The sequence below is a fragment of the Pseudomonas sp. MF6747 genome (assembly GCF_963890955.1).
In the GTDB taxonomy this organism is placed as follows: Bacteria; Pseudomonadota; Gammaproteobacteria; order Pseudomonadales; family Pseudomonadaceae; genus Aquipseudomonas.
In genome coordinates this window covers 257,142-277,604 of record NZ_CAWPSZ010000053.1, presented here as the reverse complement: position 1 = coordinate 277,604, position 20,463 = coordinate 257,142, and the positions used below count along the sequence as shown (strand labels likewise).

At 60.3% G+C, this 20,463-nt stretch carries 21 protein-coding genes and 1 pseudogene; 11 read left to right on the top strand and 11 right to left on the bottom strand.

The window, feature by feature from the left end:
* Positions 1 to 6 precede the first annotated feature (6 nt).
* From AACW30_RS31290 to AACW30_RS31280, 3 genes and pseudogenes are all read right to left on the bottom strand, one after another.
* The gene (locus AACW30_RS31290; protein ID WP_200624190.1) at positions 7 to 645 is read right to left on the bottom strand and encodes a thiol:disulfide interchange protein DsbA/DsbL; all 639 of its coding nucleotides are present in this window, start codon (positions 643 to 645) and stop codon (positions 7 to 9) included.
* A gap of 169 nt (positions 646 to 814) precedes the next feature.
* The gene (locus AACW30_RS31285) at positions 815 to 1,441 is read right to left on the bottom strand and encodes a c-type cytochrome (protein ID WP_106576039.1); all 627 of its coding nucleotides are present in this window, start codon (positions 1,439 to 1,441) and stop codon (positions 815 to 817) included.
* 33 nt (positions 1,442 to 1,474) lie between these two features.
* A pseudogene (locus tag AACW30_RS31280) lies at positions 1,475 to 1,764 on the bottom strand (c-type cytochrome).
* A 204-nt stretch (positions 1,765 to 1,968) separates the two neighbouring features.
* On the opposite strand from AACW30_RS31280, the gene yihA reads away from it, so the two are divergent.
* Complete coding sequence (gene yihA / locus AACW30_RS31275; protein WP_106576038.1) at positions 1,969 to 2,610, top strand: ribosome biogenesis GTP-binding protein YihA/YsxC; 642 nt, start codon at positions 1,969 to 1,971, stop codon at positions 2,608 to 2,610.
* A 268-nt stretch (positions 2,611 to 2,878) separates the two neighbouring features.
* Here yihA and polA read toward each other — a convergent pair whose 3' ends face one another.
* On the bottom strand, positions 2,879 to 5,674 hold the full coding sequence (gene polA, locus AACW30_RS31270) for a DNA polymerase I (protein ID WP_200624189.1): 2,796 nt from the start codon (positions 5,672 to 5,674) through the stop codon (positions 2,879 to 2,881).
* Between the two features lie 74 nt (positions 5,675 to 5,748).
* Here polA and AACW30_RS31265 point away from each other — a divergent pair, with 74 nt between their 5' ends.
* A complete protein-coding gene (locus tag AACW30_RS31265) occupies positions 5,749 to 6,039 on the top strand; it encodes a DUF2782 domain-containing protein (RefSeq protein WP_119741326.1) in 291 nt (96 codons plus the stop codon).
* Between the two features lie 56 nt (positions 6,040 to 6,095).
* Positions 6,096 to 7,049, top strand: a complete 954-nt coding sequence (locus tag AACW30_RS31260) for a homoserine kinase (RefSeq protein ID WP_106576035.1) — start codon at positions 6,096 to 6,098, stop codon at positions 7,047 to 7,049.
* 141 nt (positions 7,050 to 7,190) lie between these two features.
* On the opposite strand, the gene AACW30_RS31255 is transcribed toward AACW30_RS31260, so the two are convergent.
* Positions 7,191 to 8,120, bottom strand: a complete 930-nt coding sequence (locus AACW30_RS31255; protein WP_119741324.1) for a zinc ABC transporter substrate-binding protein ZnuA — start codon at positions 8,118 to 8,120, stop codon at positions 7,191 to 7,193.
* Between the two features lie 58 nt (positions 8,121 to 8,178).
* Here AACW30_RS31255 and AACW30_RS31250 point away from each other — a divergent pair, with 58 nt between their 5' ends.
* Genes AACW30_RS31250 through AACW30_RS31235 form a run of 4 tightly spaced genes read left to right on the top strand, consistent with a single transcriptional unit; the run spans position 8,179 to position 10,984 of the window.
* Positions 8,179 to 8,661, top strand: a complete 483-nt coding sequence (locus AACW30_RS31250) for a Fur family transcriptional regulator (protein ID WP_442793497.1) — start codon at positions 8,179 to 8,181, stop codon at positions 8,659 to 8,661.
* A complete protein-coding gene (znuC, locus tag AACW30_RS31245; protein ID WP_119741322.1) occupies positions 8,661 to 9,446 on the top strand; it encodes a zinc ABC transporter ATP-binding protein ZnuC in 786 nt (261 codons plus the stop codon). The genes AACW30_RS31250 and znuC overlap by 1 nt, the downstream gene beginning before the upstream one ends.
* Complete coding sequence (gene znuB, locus AACW30_RS31240; RefSeq protein WP_106576031.1) at positions 9,439 to 10,227, top strand: zinc ABC transporter permease subunit ZnuB; 789 nt, start codon at positions 9,439 to 9,441, stop codon at positions 10,225 to 10,227. The genes znuC and znuB overlap by 8 nt, the downstream gene beginning before the upstream one ends.
* Before the next feature lie 37 nt (positions 10,228 to 10,264).
* The gene (locus AACW30_RS31235) at positions 10,265 to 10,984 is read left to right on the top strand and encodes a PA5502 family lipoprotein (RefSeq protein ID WP_119741320.1); all 720 of its coding nucleotides are present in this window, start codon (positions 10,265 to 10,267) and stop codon (positions 10,982 to 10,984) included.
* Positions 10,985 to 11,084: 100 nt separating this feature from the next.
* Here AACW30_RS31235 and katE read toward each other — a convergent pair whose 3' ends face one another.
* Positions 11,085 to 13,226, bottom strand: coding sequence for a catalase HPII (gene katE / locus AACW30_RS31230; protein WP_106576029.1), 2,142 nt, complete (start codon positions 13,224 to 13,226; stop codon positions 11,085 to 11,087).
* A gap of 264 nt (positions 13,227 to 13,490) precedes the next feature.
* Here katE and AACW30_RS31225 point away from each other — a divergent pair, with 264 nt between their 5' ends.
* The 3 genes from AACW30_RS31225 to AACW30_RS31215 are packed head-to-tail and all read left to right on the top strand — an operon-like array spanning position 13,491 to position 15,996.
* A complete protein-coding gene (locus AACW30_RS31225; RefSeq protein ID WP_119741316.1) occupies positions 13,491 to 14,498 on the top strand; it encodes a methionine ABC transporter ATP-binding protein in 1,008 nt (335 codons plus the stop codon).
* A complete protein-coding gene (locus tag AACW30_RS31220; RefSeq protein ID WP_106576027.1) occupies positions 14,498 to 15,172 on the top strand; it encodes a methionine ABC transporter permease in 675 nt (224 codons plus the stop codon). The genes AACW30_RS31225 and AACW30_RS31220 overlap by 1 nt, the downstream gene beginning before the upstream one ends.
* A 50-nt stretch (positions 15,173 to 15,222) precedes the next feature.
* Entirely contained in the window at positions 15,223 to 15,996 is a 774-nt protein-coding gene (locus tag AACW30_RS31215; RefSeq protein WP_106576026.1) for a MetQ/NlpA family ABC transporter substrate-binding protein, read from the top strand.
* Positions 15,997 to 16,305: 309 nt separating this feature from the next.
* Here the strand turns inward: AACW30_RS31215 and AACW30_RS31210 are convergent, their stop codons facing one another.
* Genes AACW30_RS31210 through AACW30_RS31190 form a run of 5 tightly spaced genes read right to left on the bottom strand, consistent with a single transcriptional unit; the run spans position 16,306 to position 20,229 of the window.
* Positions 16,306 to 16,941 carry an SCO family protein gene (locus AACW30_RS31210; protein WP_200624188.1) on the bottom strand — a complete coding sequence of 212 codons (636 nt, stop codon included), beginning with the start codon at positions 16,939 to 16,941 and terminating at the stop codon, positions 16,306 to 16,308.
* Positions 16,938 to 17,837 (bottom strand): heme o synthase, encoded by a 900-nt coding sequence (cyoE, locus tag AACW30_RS31205; RefSeq protein WP_200624187.1) that lies wholly within the window; start codon positions 17,835 to 17,837, stop codon positions 16,938 to 16,940. The genes AACW30_RS31210 and cyoE overlap by 4 nt, the downstream gene beginning before the upstream one ends.
* Positions 17,825 to 18,904, bottom strand: a complete 1,080-nt coding sequence (locus AACW30_RS31200; RefSeq protein WP_106576023.1) for a COX15/CtaA family protein — start codon at positions 18,902 to 18,904, stop codon at positions 17,825 to 17,827. The genes cyoE and AACW30_RS31200 overlap by 13 nt, the downstream gene beginning before the upstream one ends.
* A 10-nt stretch (positions 18,905 to 18,914) precedes the next feature.
* A complete protein-coding gene (locus AACW30_RS31195) occupies positions 18,915 to 19,499 on the bottom strand; it encodes a hypothetical protein (RefSeq protein WP_124416098.1) in 585 nt (194 codons plus the stop codon).
* Entirely contained in the window at positions 19,465 to 20,229 is a 765-nt protein-coding gene (locus tag AACW30_RS31190; RefSeq protein ID WP_200624186.1) for an SURF1 family protein, read from the bottom strand. The genes AACW30_RS31195 and AACW30_RS31190 overlap by 35 nt, the downstream gene beginning before the upstream one ends.
* 28 nt (positions 20,230 to 20,257) lie before the next feature.
* Here AACW30_RS31190 and AACW30_RS31185 point away from each other — a divergent pair, with 28 nt between their 5' ends.
* Entirely contained in the window at positions 20,258 to 20,461 is a 204-nt protein-coding gene (locus AACW30_RS31185; RefSeq protein ID WP_200624185.1) for a twin transmembrane helix small protein, read from the top strand.
* The last annotated feature ends 2 nt before the right edge of the window (positions 20,462 to 20,463 follow it).

Below are 20,463 nucleotides of genomic sequence, written 5' to 3'. Positions count from 1 at the left end.
GGCCCCTTACTTGGCTGCGCGCTCTTTGGCGATCAGTTGGTCGGCAACGTTCAGCGCTTGCTCTTCGCCACCAGCACTGCCGATGTCGAAACGGTATTTACCGTTGACGATCAGCGTAGGTACGCCTTGTACGCCGTACTTCTGGGCGAGCTCTTTGTATTGGGCCATCTTGCCCTTCACAGCGAACGAGTTGAACGTTTCAAGGAATTTGGTTTTATCGACGCCCTGAGTGGCGACGAAATCAGCCATGTCTTCAGGTTTGACCAGGCGCTTGCCTTCTTTCTGAATGGCATTGAACACCGCTGCGTGCACTTTGTGCTCTACACCCATGGTGTCCAGCGTGATGAAGAGTTGACCATGAGCATCCCACGGGCCGCCGAACAACGCTGGGACGCGTTTGAAATTCACATCCTCAGGCAGCTTATCGACCCATGGATTGATGACCGGCTCAAAAGCATAGCAATGCGGGCAGCCATACCAGAACAGCTCCACGACTTCGATCTTGCCTGGCACCGAAACCGGCACCGGGTTGGCCAATTCAACGTAGGTTTTACCGGCTTCAAGCGGCACATTATCGGCAGCTTGTGCGGTCATGCCGAAGAGGCTGGCAGTGACGAGAGCGGCGCTGAGGATCAGATTACGCATGCTTTACTCCTGGACAAATAAAGTCGCCTCACGCGACCTTTAGGTGTGACAGGTCTACGCGGGCATGAGTTCGTTAGTGTAACGGCACCGGCCACAAAAAAGGGCGGCCTAAGCCACCCTTTTTATGCTTGCATCGACGGATTAATCGAGCGTTAACGTCCTGCCCGGATCAGTGCAGGCCTTGGATGTAGCTGGACAGCGCTTCGATGTCTTTATCCGAAAGCTTGGCCGCAATATCAGTCATCATTTTGTTACCCGCGTCGCCATCGATATAGCGAACCTTCTCGCGAAAATCCTTCAATTGCTTGGCCGTGTACTGAGCATGTTGACCACTCAGGTGAGGGAAGCCCGCCGCTGCGACACCCCCGCCGTCCGGAATGTGGCAAGCCTTGCACGCCGGCATGCCGCCGATAGGCTGGTCTTCGGCGAGCTTGCCACCGCGGAACAACGCTTGGCCTTTTTCCACCAGTTTCGGATCGGCAGCTCCCACACTGCCTTTCTGGCTGGCAAAATACGCCGCGATGTCCGCCAGGTCTTGATCACTGAGGTTGGTCAGCAGGCCGGTCATTTCCAGCACCGTGCGCTTGCCGTCCTTGATGTCGTGCATCTGCTTGGTCAGGTAACGTTCACCCTGGCCGGCGAGTTTGGGGAAGTTTGGTGCCGGGCTATTGCCATCCGGTCCATGGCAAGCACCACACACGGCGGCTTTCGCCTGACCCGCTGTAGCGTCGCCTGCAGCATGGGCAACACCGGTGATGCCCAAGGTCAACAGCAGACTCACGATCAGTTTGTTCATCAGCTAATCCAACTACGGCTAAGGGTTTAAGAGTTATCTACCGGGTTTACTCACCATCAATTCAATGATGGCCTGGTAATCCTCAGTACTGCAGTCCATGCACAAACCACGCGGCGGCATCGCCTTGAAACCCTGGGTCACGTGTTGCATCAACGTGCCCATGCCCTTGGCCAGTCTTGGCTGCCAGGCTGCCTGGTCACCCGTTTAGGGGCATTAGGCAGCTGGCCGGCATGGCAAGCTACGCAAACTCGGTTGTACACCGCCTCCGGATCCTGTGTAGCCTGAGCGCCGTAAAGCGGAATCAGGACACCAAAAGCGAGCAACTATCGGGTCATACATCGACCTTTTCAGGGTTTGAGAGCGTTTTGCGTTCTAATGCGCAATGAAGGTCTTTCGCTCCCGTGAACCTCATCCTTCGCTGGGACAAAGCACACACAAAATCTGCGGCATTATATACTGGCGCTACTGAAACGGAAACGACACCGCTTGCCGCACCCTTTTTCGGCACCGCCCACATCGGAAATCTCATGCAACTCAAGAATCCCATCCTCGGCCTGTGCCAACAGTCCACGTTCATGCTCAGCGCCGCCAAAGTAGACCAATGCCCCGATGACGAAGGCTTTGAAGTCGCCTTTGCCGGTCGTTCCAACGCCGGCAAGTCCAGCGCGCTGAACACCCTGACCCACGCCAGCCTGGCACGCACCTCGAAAACCCCGGGCCGCACGCAACTTCTCAATTTCTTCAAGCTAGACGATGATCGGCGTCTGGTCGACCTGCCGGGCTACGGTTACGCAAAAGTACCTATCCCGTTGAAGCTGCACTGGCAGCGTCACCTGGAGGCTTACCTGGGTGGCCGGGAGAGTTTGAAGGGTTTGATTTTGATGATGGACATCCGTCATCCAATGACCGACTTCGACCTGCTGATGCTCGATTGGGCCGTCGCCAGCGGCATGCCGATGCATATCCTGCTGACCAAGGCAGACAAGCTGACCTACGGCGCAGCCAAGAACACCCTGCTCAAAGTGCAGTCCGACATCCGTAAGGGTTGGGGTGATGCAATCACCATCCAGCTGTTCTCCGCGCCCAAGCGCATGGGCCTGGAAGACGCCTACACGGTGTTGGCCGGTTGGATGGAATTGGCGGACAAGGGCGCTGAAGTCGCGGAATAACTTTTCTGCGGGCAAAAAAAACCCCGGACTTCGTATGGGGAGGGGAAGTTCGGGGTCCAAGTTCCGGACCGCTAGGGCGGGGTCCAGATATCTGCCAACACTTAACACAACATAGGAGCATTGAAGGGCTTCACCACCCATTCAGTAACTCTGAGTAGCAGTTCACAGGTTAAGTTCCGGCAGCTTAAAAAACTATTGGAAATAACTGGCACCGGTTTCCGATCTAAAGCGCTCTGCCACCACCCCCGGCAGTGGCAGAGCCGCGAAATCAGTGCGCCTCGTCCCAGTTATCGCCCACGCCTACGTCCACGACCAACGGTACATCCAGCTTGGCCGCTGCGCTCATGTGCTCGCGGATCTTCTCGCTGACTTGCGCAACCAAGTCCTCGCGCACCTCAAGCACCAGTTCATCGTGCACTTGCAGGATGACCTTGGCATCCAGGCCCGACTCCGTCAGCCAGTTATCCACCAACACCATGGCCTTCTTGATGATGTCAGCCGCGGTGCCCTGCATCGGCGCGTTGATCGCCGTGCGCTCGGCCGCCGCGCGCTCCTGAGGCTTGTTGGAGTTGATATCCGGCAAGTACAGCCGACGCCCGAAGAAGGTTTCTACATAGCCTTGGTCTGCCGCTTGGGCCCGCGTGCGCTCCATGTACTCGCGAACGCCAGGGTAGCGCGCGAAATACACGTCGATATACGCCTTGGCGGTCTTGGTATCGACGCCGATATCCTTGCCCAGCTTCTGCGCGCCCATGCCGTAGATCAGGCCAAAGTTGATCGCCTTGGCACCGCGACGCTGGTTGGAACTGACCTCAGCCAACTCAACCTTGAACACCTCAGCCGCTGTAGCGGTGTGCACGTCCAAATCGTTACGGAACGCGTTCATCAAGCCCTCGTCCTTGGACAAGTGCGCCATGATCCGCAGCTCGATCTGCGAATAGTCCGCCGCCAGCAGCTTGTAGCCCTTGGGCGCGACAAACGCCTGGCGAATCCGCCGCCCTTCAGCGGTTCGCACCGGAATGTTCTGCAGGTTCGGATCGCTCGAAGACAAGCGTCCAGTCGCCGCCACAGCCTGATGATAAGAGGTGTGAATACGCCCGGTACGCGGGTTGATCTGCTCTGGCAGCCGATCGGTGTAGGTGCTTTTCAGCTTACTCATGCTGCGGTACTGCATCAGCACTTTGGGCAGCAGGAAATCGTCTTCGGCCAACTTGGCCAGCACTTCCTCGGCCGTGGACGCCTGCCCCTTGCCCGTCTTTTTCAGCACCGGCAAGCCGAGCTTTTCGTAGAGAATCGCCCCGAGCTGCTTGGGCGAACCCAGGTTGAATTCTTCACCGGCGATCTCGAACGCCTGGCGCTCCAGCTCAACCATCTTGTTACCCAGCTCGATGCTCTGGATGCCCAGCAGTTCCTTATCCACGAACGCGCCCTGGCGCTCGATACGCGCCAGCACCGGCACCAACGGGATTTCGATATCGGTCAGCACACTGGCCAGGCTCGGTATGGCTGCCAGCTGTGCATGCAACGCCTGGTGCAGGCGCAGTGTTATATCCGCATCTTCAGCCGCGTACGGGCCAGCCTGCTCAAGCGCGATCTGGTCGAATGTCAGTTGCTTGGCGCCTCTGCCGGCGATGTCCTGGAAGCTGACAGTGTCGTAGTCCAGGTACTTCTTGGCCAGGCTGTCCATGTCGTGCCGGGTCGCGGTGGAATTCAACACGTAGGATTCAAGCATGGTGTCGAAGGCAATGCCGCGCACGGTGATGCCGTGCGCAGGGTCACCACCGATGGCGCAATTGGCCAGGATGTTCATGTCGAACTTGGCGTGCTGGCCGACCTTGAGTTTGGTCGGGTCTTCGAGCAGAGGCTTCAACGCCAACAGAACCGTGTCGCGATCCAACTGCTCGGGCGCACCGACGTAGGAATGGGTCAACGGGATGTAGGCGGCTTCATGGGGCTGTACGGCGAAGGAAACACCGACCAACTGCGCTTTTTGCGCGTCGATCCCGGTGGTTTCGGTATCGAATGCGAACAGCTTGGCGTCGTTGAGCTTCTTCAGCCAGCTATCGAATGTCGCCTGGTCCAGGACGGTCGTGTAGGACGCCTCTACCGGCGCGGCCGCTACCACCTCAACAACGGCTTCGGCAGACGGCGCCGCTTCGGTCGAGGCCTTGAGCTCGACACGCTTGGCGTCGCGCTGAATCTCATCAATCCAGCTCTTGAACTCCAGCAGCGTGTACAGCTCCAGCAGCTTTTCGCGGTCAGGCTCGATCAGGTGCAGATCTTCCAGGCCTACATCCAGCGGTACGTCGATTTTGATCGTCGCCAGTTGATAGGACAGAAACGCCATCTCCTTGTGCTCTTCCAGCTTGGCCGGGAGATTCTTGGCCCCGCGAATCGGCAGGGTCGGCACGATATCCAGCTGTTCATAAAGCTCTTTGAGGCCGCCATTCACGCCTACGAGCAAGCCGGAGGCGGTCTTCGGGCCAATGCCCGGAACGCCCGGGATGTTGTCGGACGAATCGCCCATCAGCGCCAGGTAATCGATGATCTGCTCGGGAGCGACACCGAATTTCTCCTTCACGCCCTCAATGTCCATCGCGCTACCGGTCATGGTGTTGACCAAGGTAATGTGCCCGTCGACCAACTGCGCCATATCCTTGTCGCCAGTAGAAATCACCACCGGGCGGTCTGCCGCCGCACTGCTGCGGGCCAAAGTGCCGATGACGTCATCAGCCTCGACGCCTTCGACGCACAGCAGCGGGAAGCCCAGCGCGATGACGCTTTGGTGCAGCGGCTCGATTTGCAGGCGCATGTCATCGGGCATGCTCGGGCGGTTGGCCTTGTATTCGGCGAACATCTCATCGCGGAAGGTCCCACCCTTGGCGTCGAACACAACGGCGAACGGGCTGTCCGGGTACTGCCTGCGCAGGCTTTTGAGCATGTTCAACACGCCCTTGACCGCACCGGTTGGCAGGCCTTTGGAGGTGGTCAGCGGTGGCAGCGCGTGAAAGGCGCGGTACAGATAAGAAGAACCGTCCACCAGGACGAGGGGGGCTTGGCTCATGAGCAGGATCAACCTTTTCGGCGGGTCAGGCGCTAGAATAGCCGGACCAATGACGACAAAGGGACAAGGTTATCATGCGTACAGTAAATCGCCTGTTGTTGACCGGCTTGATTGCGTTCTTGCCGCTGGCCGCCACGGCAGCTGACAGCGCACCCTCGGGAGACCCGGAAGTCACGATCCGTACCGAAGGTGACAGAACCATCCAGGAGTACCGCCAAAACGGTTTCCTGTACGCGATCAAGGTCACCGTGAAGGGCGCGCCGCCGTATTTCCTGGTGCGCGCGGACGGATCCGATGCAAACTTCATCCGTTCTGACCAGCCGGATATGCTGATCCCGTCATGGAAGATCTTCGAATGGAAATGATTTCTTAACTTAAATTGGCGCCGCCCCTCGCGGCGCCCGTACTGGCAGTTTTAACCATGTCTGTGTTCACCCCGCTGGCTCGGCCCGAGCTGGAAACCTTTCTCGCCCCTTACGGGCTCGGCCGCCTGCTTGATTTCCAGGGGATTGCCGCCGGTAGCGAAAACACCAACTTCTTTATCAGCCTGGAACAGGGCGAATTCGTCCTGACCCTGGTTGAGCGCGGCCCAGTCGCAGAAATGCCGTTTTTCATCGAACTGCTCGACGTGCTCCATGACGCTGACTTGCCCGTACCCTATGCGCTGCGCACCACCGACGGCGTGGCCTTGCGCGAATTGAAGGGCAAACCGGCGCTGCTGCAGCCACGCCTGGCCGGCAAGCACATCAAGGAAGCCAACGCACAGCATTGCGCCCAGGTTGGCGACCTGCTCGGCCATTTGCACCTGGCGACTCAAGGCGAGAAAGTGCTGGAGCGCAAGACCGATCGAGGGCTGGACTGGATGCTCACCGAAGGTGCGCAGCTGATTTCGCACCTTAACGACGCGCAGCAGCGCCTGCTGAAAGAGGCGCTGAGCGAGATCGAAGCCCACAAGGCTCAAATCCTCGCACTGCCACGCGCCAACGTTCACGCCGATCTGTTCCGCGATAATGCGATGTTCGAAGGCACGCACCTGACCGGGCTGATCGACTTTTACAACGCTTGCTCAGGCCCGATGCTGTACGACGTGGCGATCGCCTTGAATGACTGGTGCTCGGACGCCGACGGCGTGATTGATGGGCAACGCGCCCGTGCGCTGCTAGGTGCCTACGCGGGCCTGCGGCCGTTCACGGCCAAGGAAGCGGAGTTGTGGCCAACGATGCTGCGGGTAGCGTGTGTGCGCTTCTGGCTGTCACGCCTGATCGCGGCGGAGTCGTTTGCCGGGCAGGACGTGTTGATTCATGACCCTGCAGAGTTCGAGCATCGGCTGGCGCAGCGTCAGCAAGTCAGCGTCCACCTGCCATTCGCGCTCTAAAGCTGCACGTGGTCAGAAATTGTGGGAGCGGGCTTGCTCGCGAATGCGGTGGATCAGTAACAGAGGTTTGACTGACACTCCCATTCGCGAGCAAGCCCGCTCCCACACACGCCCGCTCACACAGTGGTTCTGTGTCGGCTATTACAACGACTCCAGGCACCCAGCCAGGTCATTCCCCAATTTCTCCAATACCTGCTCGTAACCCTGCGCCGTGGCCGGGGTGTAACCACCCAACGCATCCAATTCCGCCAACTTCACCGGCAACCCGGCCACCAACGTCTCAGCCAATCGCGGACGCAACGGCGGTTCGCTGAATACACAGGTCTTGCCGACTTCCTGCAGCCGTGTACGCATTGCTGCCACGTGCTGGGCGCCTGGCTGCACTTCGGCGGCCACGCTGAACACACCAGTGTGCTTGAGCCCGTAAGCGTCTTCGAAATAATCAAAGGCCTCGTGGAACACGAAGTAAGGTTTGTCGCCCACACTCGCCAAGCGCGCTTTCAAACGGGCATCCAACGCATCCAGACGCTCATCGAATGCCTGCACGTTGCTCTGGTAACGCGCAGCATTGGCCGGGTCGGCCGCGCTCAGATCAGCCGCCATGCGCGCCGCAATCACCCGAGCATTGACCGTCGACAACCACAAGTGCGCATCCAGGCTGCCTGGGCGGTGATCATGGTCATGTTCATCTGCATCATCGGCGTGCGAGTGACTATCTTCGGCGAAACGCCGCAATTTCATCCCCGCAAGATCCTGCACCGCCACGGTCGGCAGGCTTCGGCCTTTAAGCACGCGTGGCAGAAAGCTTTCCATGTCCGGGCCGATCCAATAAAGCAGGTCCACCGACTGCACGCGCCGTACGTCGGATGGACGCAAGGCGTAGTTGTGCGGAGATGCCCCGGGCGGCAACAACACCTCGGGAATGGCCACACCGTCCTGCACAGCCGCGGCAATCAACTGCAACGGCTTGATGCTCGTCAGTACCTTGACCTCGGCCTGAGCGGCCCCAGCAATGAACAAACTGGTGACAAATACGACAAAAACGGGAAAAAGTCGGGACACGATGACCACTCAATGACGTAGGAACGGGTAACATAATAACGTCTCTATCAAATGTCTGTCGCCGCTCATGCCTAAAACACCCATTGCCAGCCGCCCCCACGACCACTCTCACTGCGTGCACACCGCGCTGTCGGAGGCCGATACCCTGTGCGCACAGAAGGGCCTGCGCCTGACCGCGCTGCGTCGCCGGGTGCTGGAACTGGTGTGGCAAAGCCACAAGCCGCTGGGCGCCTACGACATTCTTGGCGTGCTCAGCGAGCAGGATGGCCGCCGCGCCGCGCCGCCGACGGTGTACCGCGCGCTGGATTTCCTGCTGGAAAACGGCCTGGTGCACCGCATCGCCTCGCTCAATGCCTTTGTTGGCTGCAACCACCCGGAACACGCGCATCAGGGCCAGTTCCTGATTTGCCGCGAGTGCCATGCCGCCATCGAGCTTGAACAAAAAAGCATCAGCGACGCCATCATCGAAAGCTCGGCCGATGTCGGCTTCAGGGTCGAAGGGCAAACGGTCGAAGTGGTCGGGCTCTGCTCGGGTTGCCAGGAGGCTTGATGAGCACTGCGTTAATCCGCCTCGAAGGGGTCGGTGTCACGTTCGCCGGGCAAAACGTGCTGGATAACATCGCGCTGAGCGTCGAGCCGGGCCAGATCGTCACGCTGATCGGCCCCAATGGCGCCGGCAAGACTACGCTGGTGCGCGCAGTACTCGGTTTATTGAAGCCGGACAGTGGCAGCGTATGGCGCAAGCCCAAGCTGCGCGTCGGTTACATGCCGCAAAAATTGCACGTCGACCCGACACTGCCGCTGTCCGTGCTGCGTTTTTTGCGCCTGGTGCCTGGTGTAGACCGCACCCGCGCGCAGGCTGCGCTCAAGGAAGTCGGTGCCGAACAGGTGATCGACAGCCCGGTGCAAAGCATCTCCGGCGGCGAAATGCAGCGCGTGCTGCTGGCCCGCGCCTTGCTGCGCGAGCCTGAACTGCTGGTGCTCGATGAACCCGTGCAAGGCGTTGACGTTGCCGGCCAGGCCGAGCTGTACAGCCTGATTACCCGCCTGCGTGACCGCCACGGCTGCGGCGTGTTGATGGTCTCCCACGACCTGCATCTGGTCATGAGCACCACCGATCAGGTGGTGTGCCTCAACCGCCACGTTTGCTGCTCCGGCCACCCGGAACAAGTCAGTAGCGACCCGGCGTTTGTCGAGTTGTTCGGCAAAAATGCCCCGAGCCTGGCGATCTACCACCACCATCACGACCACGCCCATGATTTGCACGGCGCCGTGGTTGACGATCCCGCCACCCCTCATACACACGTTCATGGAGATAGCTGCAAGCATGGCTGATTTTCTGCTCTACGCCCTGCTGGCAGGCTTGGCTCTGGCGCTGGTGGCGGGCCCGTTGGGCTCGTTTGTGGTGTGGCGGCGCATGGCCTATTTTGGCGACACGTTGTCGCATGCCGCGCTGTTGGGCGTGGCCATGGGCTTTTTGCTGGACGTGAGCCCGACCATCGCCGTCACCGTGGGCTGCCTGCTACTGGCCGTGCTGCTGGTGACCCTGCAACAGCGCCAACCGCTGGCCTCCGACACACTGCTGGGAATCCTGGCGCCGAGCACGCTGTCGCTGGGCCTGGTGGTGCTGAGCTTTATGCATGAAGTGCGCATCGACTTGATGGCCTACCTGTTCGGCGACCTGCTGGCGATCAGCCCTACAGACCTTGCGTGGATACTCGGTGGCAGCGCTGCGGTGCTGCTCTTGCTGGTGGCCCTGTGGCGCCCACTGCTGGCAATCACCGTGCATGAAGAACTGGCCACGGTGGAGGGTTTGCCCGTACCGGCGCTGCGCATGACCCTGATGCTGTTGATCGCGGTGGTGATCGCTGTCGCGATGAAGATTGTCGGCGTATTGTTGATCACCTCGCTGCTGATCATTCCCGCAGCCGCCGCCCAACGTCATGCGCGCTCACCCGAGCAAATGGCCGTCGGCGCCAGCCTGTTGGGCATGCTTGCAGTGTGCGGGGGCCTGGCGCTGTCGTGGTTCAAGGACACGCCAGCCGGCCCGTCGATTGTCGTCACGGCGGCCGCCCTCTTTCTGCTGAGTTTTGTCCTGCCCCGTCGAGGGGTGTAGACTTGCTCGCTTTTTGCGCAAATAGAGAGTCGCAGGAATGAAGCTGTTCAACGCCCGTTATCTGCTCCTTGCCGCATTTTCCCTGCTGCTGGGCGCCTGTCAAAGTACGCCGCCCGCCGCCCCCGAGGTACCGGACGCACGCGCTGCGGCCATCGCGCAGCTGGAGCAAAACCTGGCCAGCAGTGAGCTTGCCACCGCCGAAGACGAACTGGCCGCGTTACAGGCCCAGTCGCCCAACGACCCGGCCCTTGAGCCTTACCAGCGTCAATTGGCCGAAGCCTACCTGCAGCGCAGCCAGATTGTGCTGCAAAAAGGCGATGTCAACGCCGCCGCCACGGCCCTGAGCCGTGCCCGTGCGCTGATGCCCAAGGCCCCGGCGCTCACCGGTGGCGTCAACAGCGCCATCAGCCATGCGCGTAAAGCCGAGCTGGATAAAGCCGAAGCTGCCTTGAAAGCCGCTGAAGCCAAGCCGCCCGCCAAGGTCATTGACCCGGCCGCTGAAAGCACCACAGTGGCGCTGAACCTCGTCGATATCGAAGAACTTCGCCATCAACTGGACGCGATCGCCACCGACGTGGTGAATTACCAGTGCGACGTGACTATTCAGGCGCCGCGCACGCAGGACTACCCATGGCTGGCCACATTGCTGACCAAACGGGTGAAGCGAATTGATTCGGGGTATGACCTGAAGATACACCGGCAGATTGTGAAACACATTCCGGCGCAGGTAGTGCTGATTCCGCGCAAGGCGCAATAAAAGCATCGCAGGCAAGCCCGCTCCCCTAGTTGAGTGTATTCACACTTCAACTGTGGGAGCGGGCTCGCCCGCGATAGCTGTCTAACACACAACCAATGAATTAAGCCGGAATCGCCTTGGCCTTCGGCTCACGATCCCAAACCCGGTGCTGTGCAATCGCGGCGAAGAACGCCTTGAACGCTTTCGCATCAGAACCCACGATCAGCCCCGCATCCACCTCAAGCTTCAGCAGATCCAGCAACGGCTTGGCATCATTGGCAACCGTAATCGCCTTCAGGTGTTTGTACGCCTCCAGCAGGAAGTGCAACGCCACACCGTCCCCGCTCAATGCCTGCACCGACTTGGCGCCGCCCGGCACGAACACCGCGTCAAAGGCAATCGACGGCATGCCTTCCATCGACGCATCCACCTTCAGGCTCTTGCCATCGGCGGTGGTCACCGGCGCCGAAGTCGGCCCCAGCAACTTGGCGTGCGCGCCCTCAGCCTCCAGCGCTTTCTTCAACGCAGCAATTGCCGCGCCGTCCACACCGTTAGCCGCGAGGATCGCGACTTTGCGCGTTTTGATATCGCCCGACAGCAGGTTCACCTGGCTCAACGCCGGCGACTCTTTGAGCGACGATTCACGCGGTGGCACGGTGCCTTTGGTTGGTGCTGGCAAACCGAGGTTCTGTGCTACGCGCTTGGCCAGCTCGAGGTCGATATTGGCCAGAATCTCGTTGACCTGACGGGCGCGGATAAACTCACGCTCTACCTTGCCCAACTCGAAGCTGTACGCCGCGATGATGTGCTCTTTCTCGTGGTGGCTCATGCTGTGGAAAAACAGCGTGGCTTGTGAGAAGTGATCGCCAAACGACTCGCTGCGCTCACGCACTTTATTGGCGTCGACACGTTCGTAGTAGGTCTCGAAACCGCCATCCTGCGCAGCCGGTGGCGTTTCTTTCGGCCAGCCGCCATCAATCGAGTTCGGCTCGTAGGCAGCGCGGCCTTTGTCGATCACAGTGCGATGCTGAGCGTCACGCTGGCCGTTATGGAACGGCGTGACCGGCCGATTGATCGGCAGCTCATGAAAGTTCGGGCCACCGAGACGGCTGATCTGAGTATCCGTGTAGGAAAACAGACGGCCTTGCAGCAGCGGGTCGTTGGTGAAGTCGATACCCGGCACGATATGGCCTGGGCAAAAAGCGACCTGTTCAACCTCAGCGAAGAAGTTATCCGGGTTACGGTTAAGCACCATCTTGCCCAGCGGCGTAATCGGCACCAGCTCTTCAGGAATGATCTTGGTCGGGTCGAGCAGGTCGAAGTCGAACTTGTGCTCGTCTTCTTCCGCAACGATTTGCACGCCCAGTTCCCACTCAGGGTAGTCGCCGCTCTCGATCGCTTCCCACAGGTCGCGACGGTGGTAATCGGTATCTTTACCGGCAAGCTTTTGCGCTTCGTCCCACACCAGCGAGCAGGTGCCCACTTTTGGATGCCAGTGGAACTTCACAAAGCTCGACTTACCTTCGGTATTGATCAAGCGGAAGGTGTGAATGCCAAAGCCCTGCATGGCGCGCAGGCTTTTGGGGATGGCACGGTCGGACATGGCCCACAGCACCATGTGCGCAGATTCTGGCTGCAGCGAGACGAAATCCCAGAACGTGTCGTGGGCAGAACCGCCGGTAGGAATCTCGTTATGCGGCTCAGGTTTGACCGCGTGCACGAAGTCGGGAAACTTGATCGCGTCCTGAATAAAGAACACTGGCATGTTGTTGCCCACCAGGTCGAAGTTACCTTCGTCGGTGAAGAACTTCACCGCAAACCCGCGCACGTCACGCACCGTGTCGCCCGAGCCGCGCGGGCCCTGCACGGTGGAGAAACGCACAAACACCGGCGTTTTATGCTCGGGGTTGCGCAGGAAACCGGCCTTGCTCAGCGCCGAATGGTTTTCATAGGTCTGGAAGTAGCCGTGAGCGCCAGTACCGCGAGCATGCACGATGCGCTCCGGGATACGCTCATGGTCAAAGTGCGTGATTTTTTCACGCATGATGAAGTCTTCCAGCAGCGATGGGCCACGGGCGCCGACTTTCAGGGTGTTCTGGTTGTCGGAAATCTTTACGCCTTGATTGGTGCGCAGCGCCTGGCCGGTTGCGTCGGAACGGAACTCTTCCAGGGCCTGCAGCTTGGCGTTGGTGTTGCCACGGTCCAGGGTATCGGTGCCCGCGAGTTCACTCTTCGGCGGGGTAGCTGGCTTCTTGGTACTCATCAGTCAAAACTCCTTATCAAATTGGCCAGAGCGGTCCCCGGCTCGTTTGAGCAAACCCCCAGGCACGGCACCTGGGAAATTGAGTTGCTTAAGTAGTGACTGACACGGTTTTGCACCGTTCCTTTTTTATGACTTTTGATCGCGTTATTGCCAAATCGCTGGTTGAATGCGAAATAAATGCTAAGAAACACTATACGGACAGGCTAAAATGCGCGCCCGGCTAACCGCTGATCCCTTTTCCATGCGCCCCACAAGGTTCGCTACGTGATCGAGTTTCATAACGTCCATAAAACCTACCGCGTCGCCGGTAAGGAAATCCCCGCGCTGCACCCCACCAGCCTGCGTGTCGAAAACGGCCAGGTGTTCGGCCTGATTGGCCACTCCGGTGCGGGAAAAAGTACCCTGTTGCGTCTGATCAACCGCCTGGAGCAACCCAGCGGTGGCCAGATCAATGTCGACGGCGAAGAAGTCACCGCCCTGGACGCCAACGGCCTGCGCCGTTTCCGCCAGCAAGTCGGGATGATCTTCCAGCACTTCAACCTGCTTGCCTCCAAGACCGTCGCCGACAACGTGGCGCTGCCGCTGACGCTGGCTGGCGAACTGTCGCGCAAGGAAATCGACCAGCGCGTGGCTGAGTTGCTCGCCCGTGTTGGCCTGTCGGACCACGCCAAGAAATACCCGGCGCAGTTGTCCGGCGGCCAGAAGCAGCGCGTCGGCATCGCCCGCGCCCTGGCAACCAAGCCAAAGATCCTGCTGTGCGACGAAGCCACCAGCGCCCTCGACCCGCAAACCACCGCCTCGGTGCTGCAACTGCTGGCTGAGATCAACCGCGAGTTGAAGCTGACCATCGTGCTGATCACCCATGAAATGGACGTGATCCGCCGCGTGTGCGACCAAGTGGCGGTGATGGATGCCGGCGTGATCGTCGAGCAAGGCTCCGTGGCCGATGTGTTCCTGCACCCCAAGCACCCGACCACCAAGCGCTTCGTGCAAGAAGCCGAGCAGGTCGACGAAGGCGAGCAGCGCGATGACTTCGCTAACGTACCAGGCCGTATCGTGCGCCTGACGTTCCAGGGCGAAGCAACCTACGCGCCGCTGCTGGGTACCGTCGCCCGCGAAACAGGCGTGGACTACAGCATCCTCGCCGGTCGTATTGACCGCATCAAAGACATTCCCTACGGCCAACTGACCCTCGCCGTGACCGGTGGGGACATGGACGCCGCCTTCGCCCGCTTTACCGCGGCAGACGTCCACATGGAGGTTCTGCGCTAATGGAAATCCTGTTGAGTTTCTTCGCCAATATCGACTGGTCCGAGATCTGGCTCGCCACCGGCGACACCATGACCATGCTGCTCGGTTCGCTGTTCTTCACCATCCTGCTCGGCCTGCCACTGGGTGTGCTGCTGTTTCTTACCAGCCCGCGCCAACTGTTCGAACAAAAAGGCCTGTACGCGCTGCTGTCGCTGATCGTGAACATCCTGCGTTCGCTGCCGTTCATCATTCTGCTGATCGTGATGATCCCGTTCACCATATTGATCACCGGCACCTCGCTGGGCGTGGCCGGTGCGATTCCGCCACTGGTCGTAGGCGCGACGCCGTTCTTCGCGCGCCTGGTGGAAACCGCCCTGCGTGAAGTGGACCGCGGCATCATCGAAGCCACGCAGTCCATGGGTGCCAGCACGCGTCAGATCATCATCAATGCACTGCTGCCCGAAGCCCGCCCCGGTATTTTCGCTGCGATTACGGTGACGGCCATTACACTGGTTTCCTACACGGCCATGGCCGGTGTAGTCGGTGCCGGCGGCTTGGGCGACCTGGCGATCCGCTTTGGTTACCAGCGCTTCCAGACCGATGTGATGGTTGTCACCGTGGTGATGCTGTTGATCCTGGTGCAAATTCTGCAAACCGTCGGCGATAAGCTGGTGGTGCACTTTTCTCGAAAATAACGGCCATGGCCGGCCCCCGCCGGCGCATGCCCGAACAAGGAGCTTGCTGGATGAAAAAACTACTGGTTGCTTTCGCCGCCGTTGCCGCGTTTTCCGCCCACGCTGCCGAGACCCTCACGGTCGCCGCGTCGCCAGTGCCGCACGCGGAAATCCTGGAGTTTGTGAAGCCCGCGCTCGCCAAAGAAGGCGTCGACCTGCAGGTCAAGGTTTTCACCGACTACGTGCAGCCGAACGTACAGGTGGCTGAAAAGCGCCTGGACGCCAACTTTTTCCAGCACCAGCCGTACCTGGATGAGTTCAACAAGGCTAAGGGCACTCACCTGGTGAGCGTCGGCGCCGTGCACCTGGAGCCCCTGGGCGCCTACTCCAGCAAGTACAAAAAACTCGAAGACCTGCCGGATGGCGCCAATGTCGTGATTCCGAACGACGCCACCAACGGTGGCCGCGCGTTGCTGCTGCTGGCCAAGCACAACCTGATCACCTTGAAGGACCCGACCAACATCCTGTCGACCATCAAGGACATCTCCGGTAACCCGAAAAACCTGAAATTCCGCGAACTGGAAGCCGCCACACTGCCGCGCGTGCTGACCCAGGTCGACCTGGCGCTGATCAACACCAACTACGCCCTGGAAGCCAAACTGGACCCATCCAAGGACGCCCTGGTGATCGAAGGCAACGACTCGCCTTACGTGAACATCCTGGTGACCCGCGAAGACAACAAAGACTCGGACGCCGTGAAGAAGCTGGTTGCAGCCCTGCACACGCCGGAAGTGAAAGCGTTCATTCTTGAAAAGTACAAAGGCGCGATTCTGCCGGCGTTCTGATCTGACCCGATCTCCAACACACTGAAGATCAAAAAATGTGGGAGCGGGCTTGCTCGCGAAAGCGCTGTGTCAGTCACCGAATTTATCGACTGAACCACCGCCTTCGGGGGCAAGCCCCCTCCCACATTTGTTGTGTGTTGCTTGAAAGACCAGGCCAGCACACTTGCCTGCTTACGCATTGTTCAAACCTTGCACAAAGCACTGTGGGAGCGGGCTTGCCGGCGATGACGGTAGGTCAGTCAGCCTATTAGCCCCTGAACCACCGCCATCGCCGGCACGCCAGCTCCCACATGTATGGTGCGGGGCCTGTTATTTCCGCTGCAGCAACCCCGGCAACTGCGCCACCAGCTTTTGATTGTTCAGCGGCGCACGAATAAACCCGCGCTGCGTGCCGTCCGGTCCGATCAGCGCCAGGTTGCCGCTGTGGTCGACGGTGTAGTTGGGCTTGCTGGTATCCGCTGGAATAAACGGGATGCTCACCGCATTCGAGACCTTCTGCACATCGTCCACATTCGCGCCGGTCAGGCCTTCGAACTGCGGATCGAAGTAACCCAGGTATTGCTTGAGCTGAGCCGGGGTGTCGCGGTTCGGGTCGACGCTGACCAGAATCACCTGCAACTTATCCACCGCCTCTTTGGGCAGCTCGCTCTTGATCTGGCGCAGCTGGGCGAGGGTGGTGGGGCAGATGTCGGGGCAGAAGGTATAGCCGAAAAACAGCAGGTTCCATTTGCCTTTCAACTCGTTGACCACCACCGGCTGGCCGTTCTGGTCTGTCATGGTCACCGGCGGCAGCTGGCGGCTTTGCGGCAGCAGGATGATGCCCGCGTCGATCAGCGCAGTAGGGTCGCCCTGGCCCTTGCTGTTCAGCACTTTGTTGACGGTCAGGCCCATGATCAACGCGACGATGGCCACCAGGATAAAGACGGTTTTTTGAGTTCGAGTCATAGGTTCAACAGTAAGTAGTGGTCTACGAGCAGGGCGATAAACAGCACAAACAGGTACCAGATAGAGTACTTGAAGGTGTTGATCGCCGCGTGCGGCTGGCTGCCACGGTACAGCACCCAGGCCCATTGCAGAAAGCGCGCACCCAACACCAGCGCACACGCCAGGTACAGCAGGCCGCTCATGTGAATCACATACGGCATCAGGCTTACTGCCAGCAGGGCGAAGGTGTAGAGCAGGATGTGCACCTTGGTGTAGTGCTCGCCGTGGGTGACCGGCAGCATCGGGATGTCGGCCTTGGCGTATTCCTCCTTGCGGTGAATGGCCAGGGCCCAGAAGTGCGGCGGGGTCCAGGCGAAGATGATCAACACCAGCAGCAGCGGCTCGGCGCTGATATGCCCGGTAACAGCAACCCAGCCCAGCAGCGGCGGCGCCGCGCCAGCGAGGCCACCGATGACGATATTTTGTGGCGTGGCGCGCTTGAGAAAGCCGGTGTAGATCACCGCATAACCGAGCAGCGAGGCCAGCGTCAGCCACGCCGCCAAAGGGTTGGTAAACGTCAGCAACAGGGCCAAACCTGCAACAGCCAGAAACAAAGCAAAGGCCAGGGCGGCCACCGGCGACACCCGCCCTTCGGCCATCGGCCGCTTATGCGTGCGCGCCATCACCGCATCGATGCGCCGATCCACTACATGGTTAACCGCCGCCGCACCGCCGGCACACAGCGCAATGCCCAGGTTGCCAAAAATCAGCACCGCCCATGGCACCCCGGCGCGGGTGGCGAGGAACATGCCCACCAAGGAGGTGATGAGCATCAGCACCACCACTTTTGGCTTGGTCAGTTCCAAATAGTCTCGCCAGATCGCCTGATCGCGGCGCGCGTCGATCAAGGTCGCCATGGCGTCTCTCCTTTAAGGGTGATGAGGCCCGAAACGTGTTTGCGTGGAATAAAGCGCCAGCCGAACGGCAACTGATGGCGCACCCGGACCAGGCTGGTACGCGCGTGGTAATTGACCAGCACCAATGTCAGCAGCAACGCTGCGCCGCCTGCGTTGTGGCCGACCGCCACCGGCAGCGGCAAGCCGAACGCCACATTGCTCACCCCCAGGCTGATTTGCACCGCCAGGGCGATCAGCAACAAGCCCGCCAGTCGCGTCATGCCCACTGCGCGCAATTGCCAGGCCAGCCCCAACAGCACCAGTGTCACCAGCATCGCGCCAAGGCGATGGGTCAGATGGATAGCGGTACGCGCTTCACTGTCGAGCTGGCCGCCGAGGTAATTGGGGCCGATATGTTGGGTGAGGTGAAACCCGTTGGCAAAGTCCGCCGCCGGCCACCACTCACCATGACAGGTGGGCAGGTCGACACAGGCCACCGCCGCATAGTTGGAACTCACCCAGCCGCCCAGCGCAATCTGGCCGATCACCAACACCAGCCCGGCCGTTGCCCAATATTGCAGGCGCTTGGGCACGATCAACGCGGGCAACACGCCAGACAGTCGCAGGGTCAGCAGAAACAATAAGCTCAAGGTGGCAAAACCGCCGAGCAGATGGCCCGTTACAACTTGCGGCCACAACTTCAATGTCACCGTCCACATGCCAAACGCGGCCTGGGCGAACACCACCGCCAGCACAAACAGCGGCAACTTCACCGGCTGGCCCGGATCACGCCGATGGCTCCACGAACGCGCCGCCAACAGCACGATGAGCAAACCCAAGGTGCCGGCAAAGTAGCGATGGGTCATCTCGGCCCAGCCCTTGTCGGCCTGCACCGGTGTATCGGGAAAATGCAGCTCGGCATGCGCCAGTTGGGCTTCGCTCTGCGGCACGCTGATAAAACCGTAGCAGCCGGGCCAGTCCGGGCAACCGAGGCCGGCGTGGGTCAGGCGCGTATAGGCGCCGAGCAGCACAACGATCAGCGCCAGCAAGGTGGCAAACAACGCGAGGCGAAATCCAGGTTTGGCCATGACGATGCCCTTATCCGATATTCGACAGTTTCAGCAGCAAGCGCAGGTCGTTGAGCAGGTCCTTGCCCTTGACCTTGGCGTCGTAGCGCAGCACCAGATTGCCGTGTGGGTCGACGATCCACAGTTGCGCATCGCCGGGTGCGGCGGCGTCCCTGGTGAAGGTCGACAGGTCCAGCGGGTAGCGTTGCAGTTGCGGGTATTCGGCCTTGAGCTTGGCCTCGTAGGCGGTGCTCACTGGCTGCGCGCTGGCCAAGGCATGGCTGGCGCGCGAGGCATCACGGCCCAGGCTGATTTGCAGTTGGCGCGCCAGGTACACCAACTGCTGGCACTCAGCGGCGCAGGCAGTGGGCGCGGTGACCAGCAGTTGCCAGCGATCTTCATCGGCCTGCACGCCAATGTCGGCGCGGGTCTGCCCGTTGCCGATCAGTTCGCCGTGATAGCTGCGGCTGTCCGGCACCCAGAACTGCAACTTGTACATGAACGTGGCCAGCGCCATCGGGCCGACCACCATCATCAGGATCAAGATCAGCTGCCAGCGGCCTTTGCGCCGGTCGGGCGCCTCAGACATGCTGGGTGGATTCATGGCCGCTCCCATGGGACTTCTCCTTTTTGTTGTGCCATCCGAGGTAGAGGTAAAGCGCCAGCAGCGCCAAGGCCATGGCGAACCACTGCACGGCGTACCCCAAATGTTTTTCCGGGCCCATGGCGACCACCGGCCACGTGGTGTCGTACGTGGCCGGGCCGGGTTCGGCGCGCAGTTCGTAGGCAAAGCCGCCACGCCCTAACTCAGCCCACAGTGCGGCGGGATGCAGCGCGGTGAGCAGGCGCGGCCATTGCGTGGTGGCCGGGTCGGCGTGCAGTTGGAAGGTTTCGCCGGGGGCGACGTAGACCCACGCGTCGAGATTCAACGGCTGATCGGGTGTAGTGAAGACTGGTGGCGTACGCCGGTCTGGCCACGGCAGCCACCCGCGATTGAGCAACAGCCACTGGCCGCTGGCCTGATCGTGAAAGGGTTGCAGCAACTCGACGCCGGCCTTGCCGTCGCGCATGCGGTTGTCGAGCAACACGCTGTGCTCGGCGTCGAACTGGCCGCGCAGGCGTACGCGGCGAAAGGCGGGGTCGGGCATCTCATTGAGCTGGACACTGCTGATGGGGTCGGCCACGCGCCGTTCGGCGTAACTGTCCACCAGCAACTGTTTTTCATGGCCGCGCGCCAGTTGCCAGAACCCCAGGCCTACCATCAACGGCAGCAGCACCAGCACCACCAGCGTGGGTGCGAGTCCTGGGCGAAAGTCTTTTATGGCGCTGGCTATACTTGTTTTCATTGCCCGCCCATCCGAAGGGAACCTGACCATGCTCAAAGCAGCCATTGCCCTGATGCTGATCGCGACTGTCGTGAGCCTGTTCAGTGGCTTGTTCTTTCTGGTCAAGGACGAGGGCAACTCCAACCGCCTCGTCACTGCCTTGACCGTGCGTGTCGTACTGGCCGCGATCACCGTGGGCTTGATCGCCTGGGGCTTTTTCGGCGGCCAGCTGGTGTCTCACGCGCCGTGGTAAGG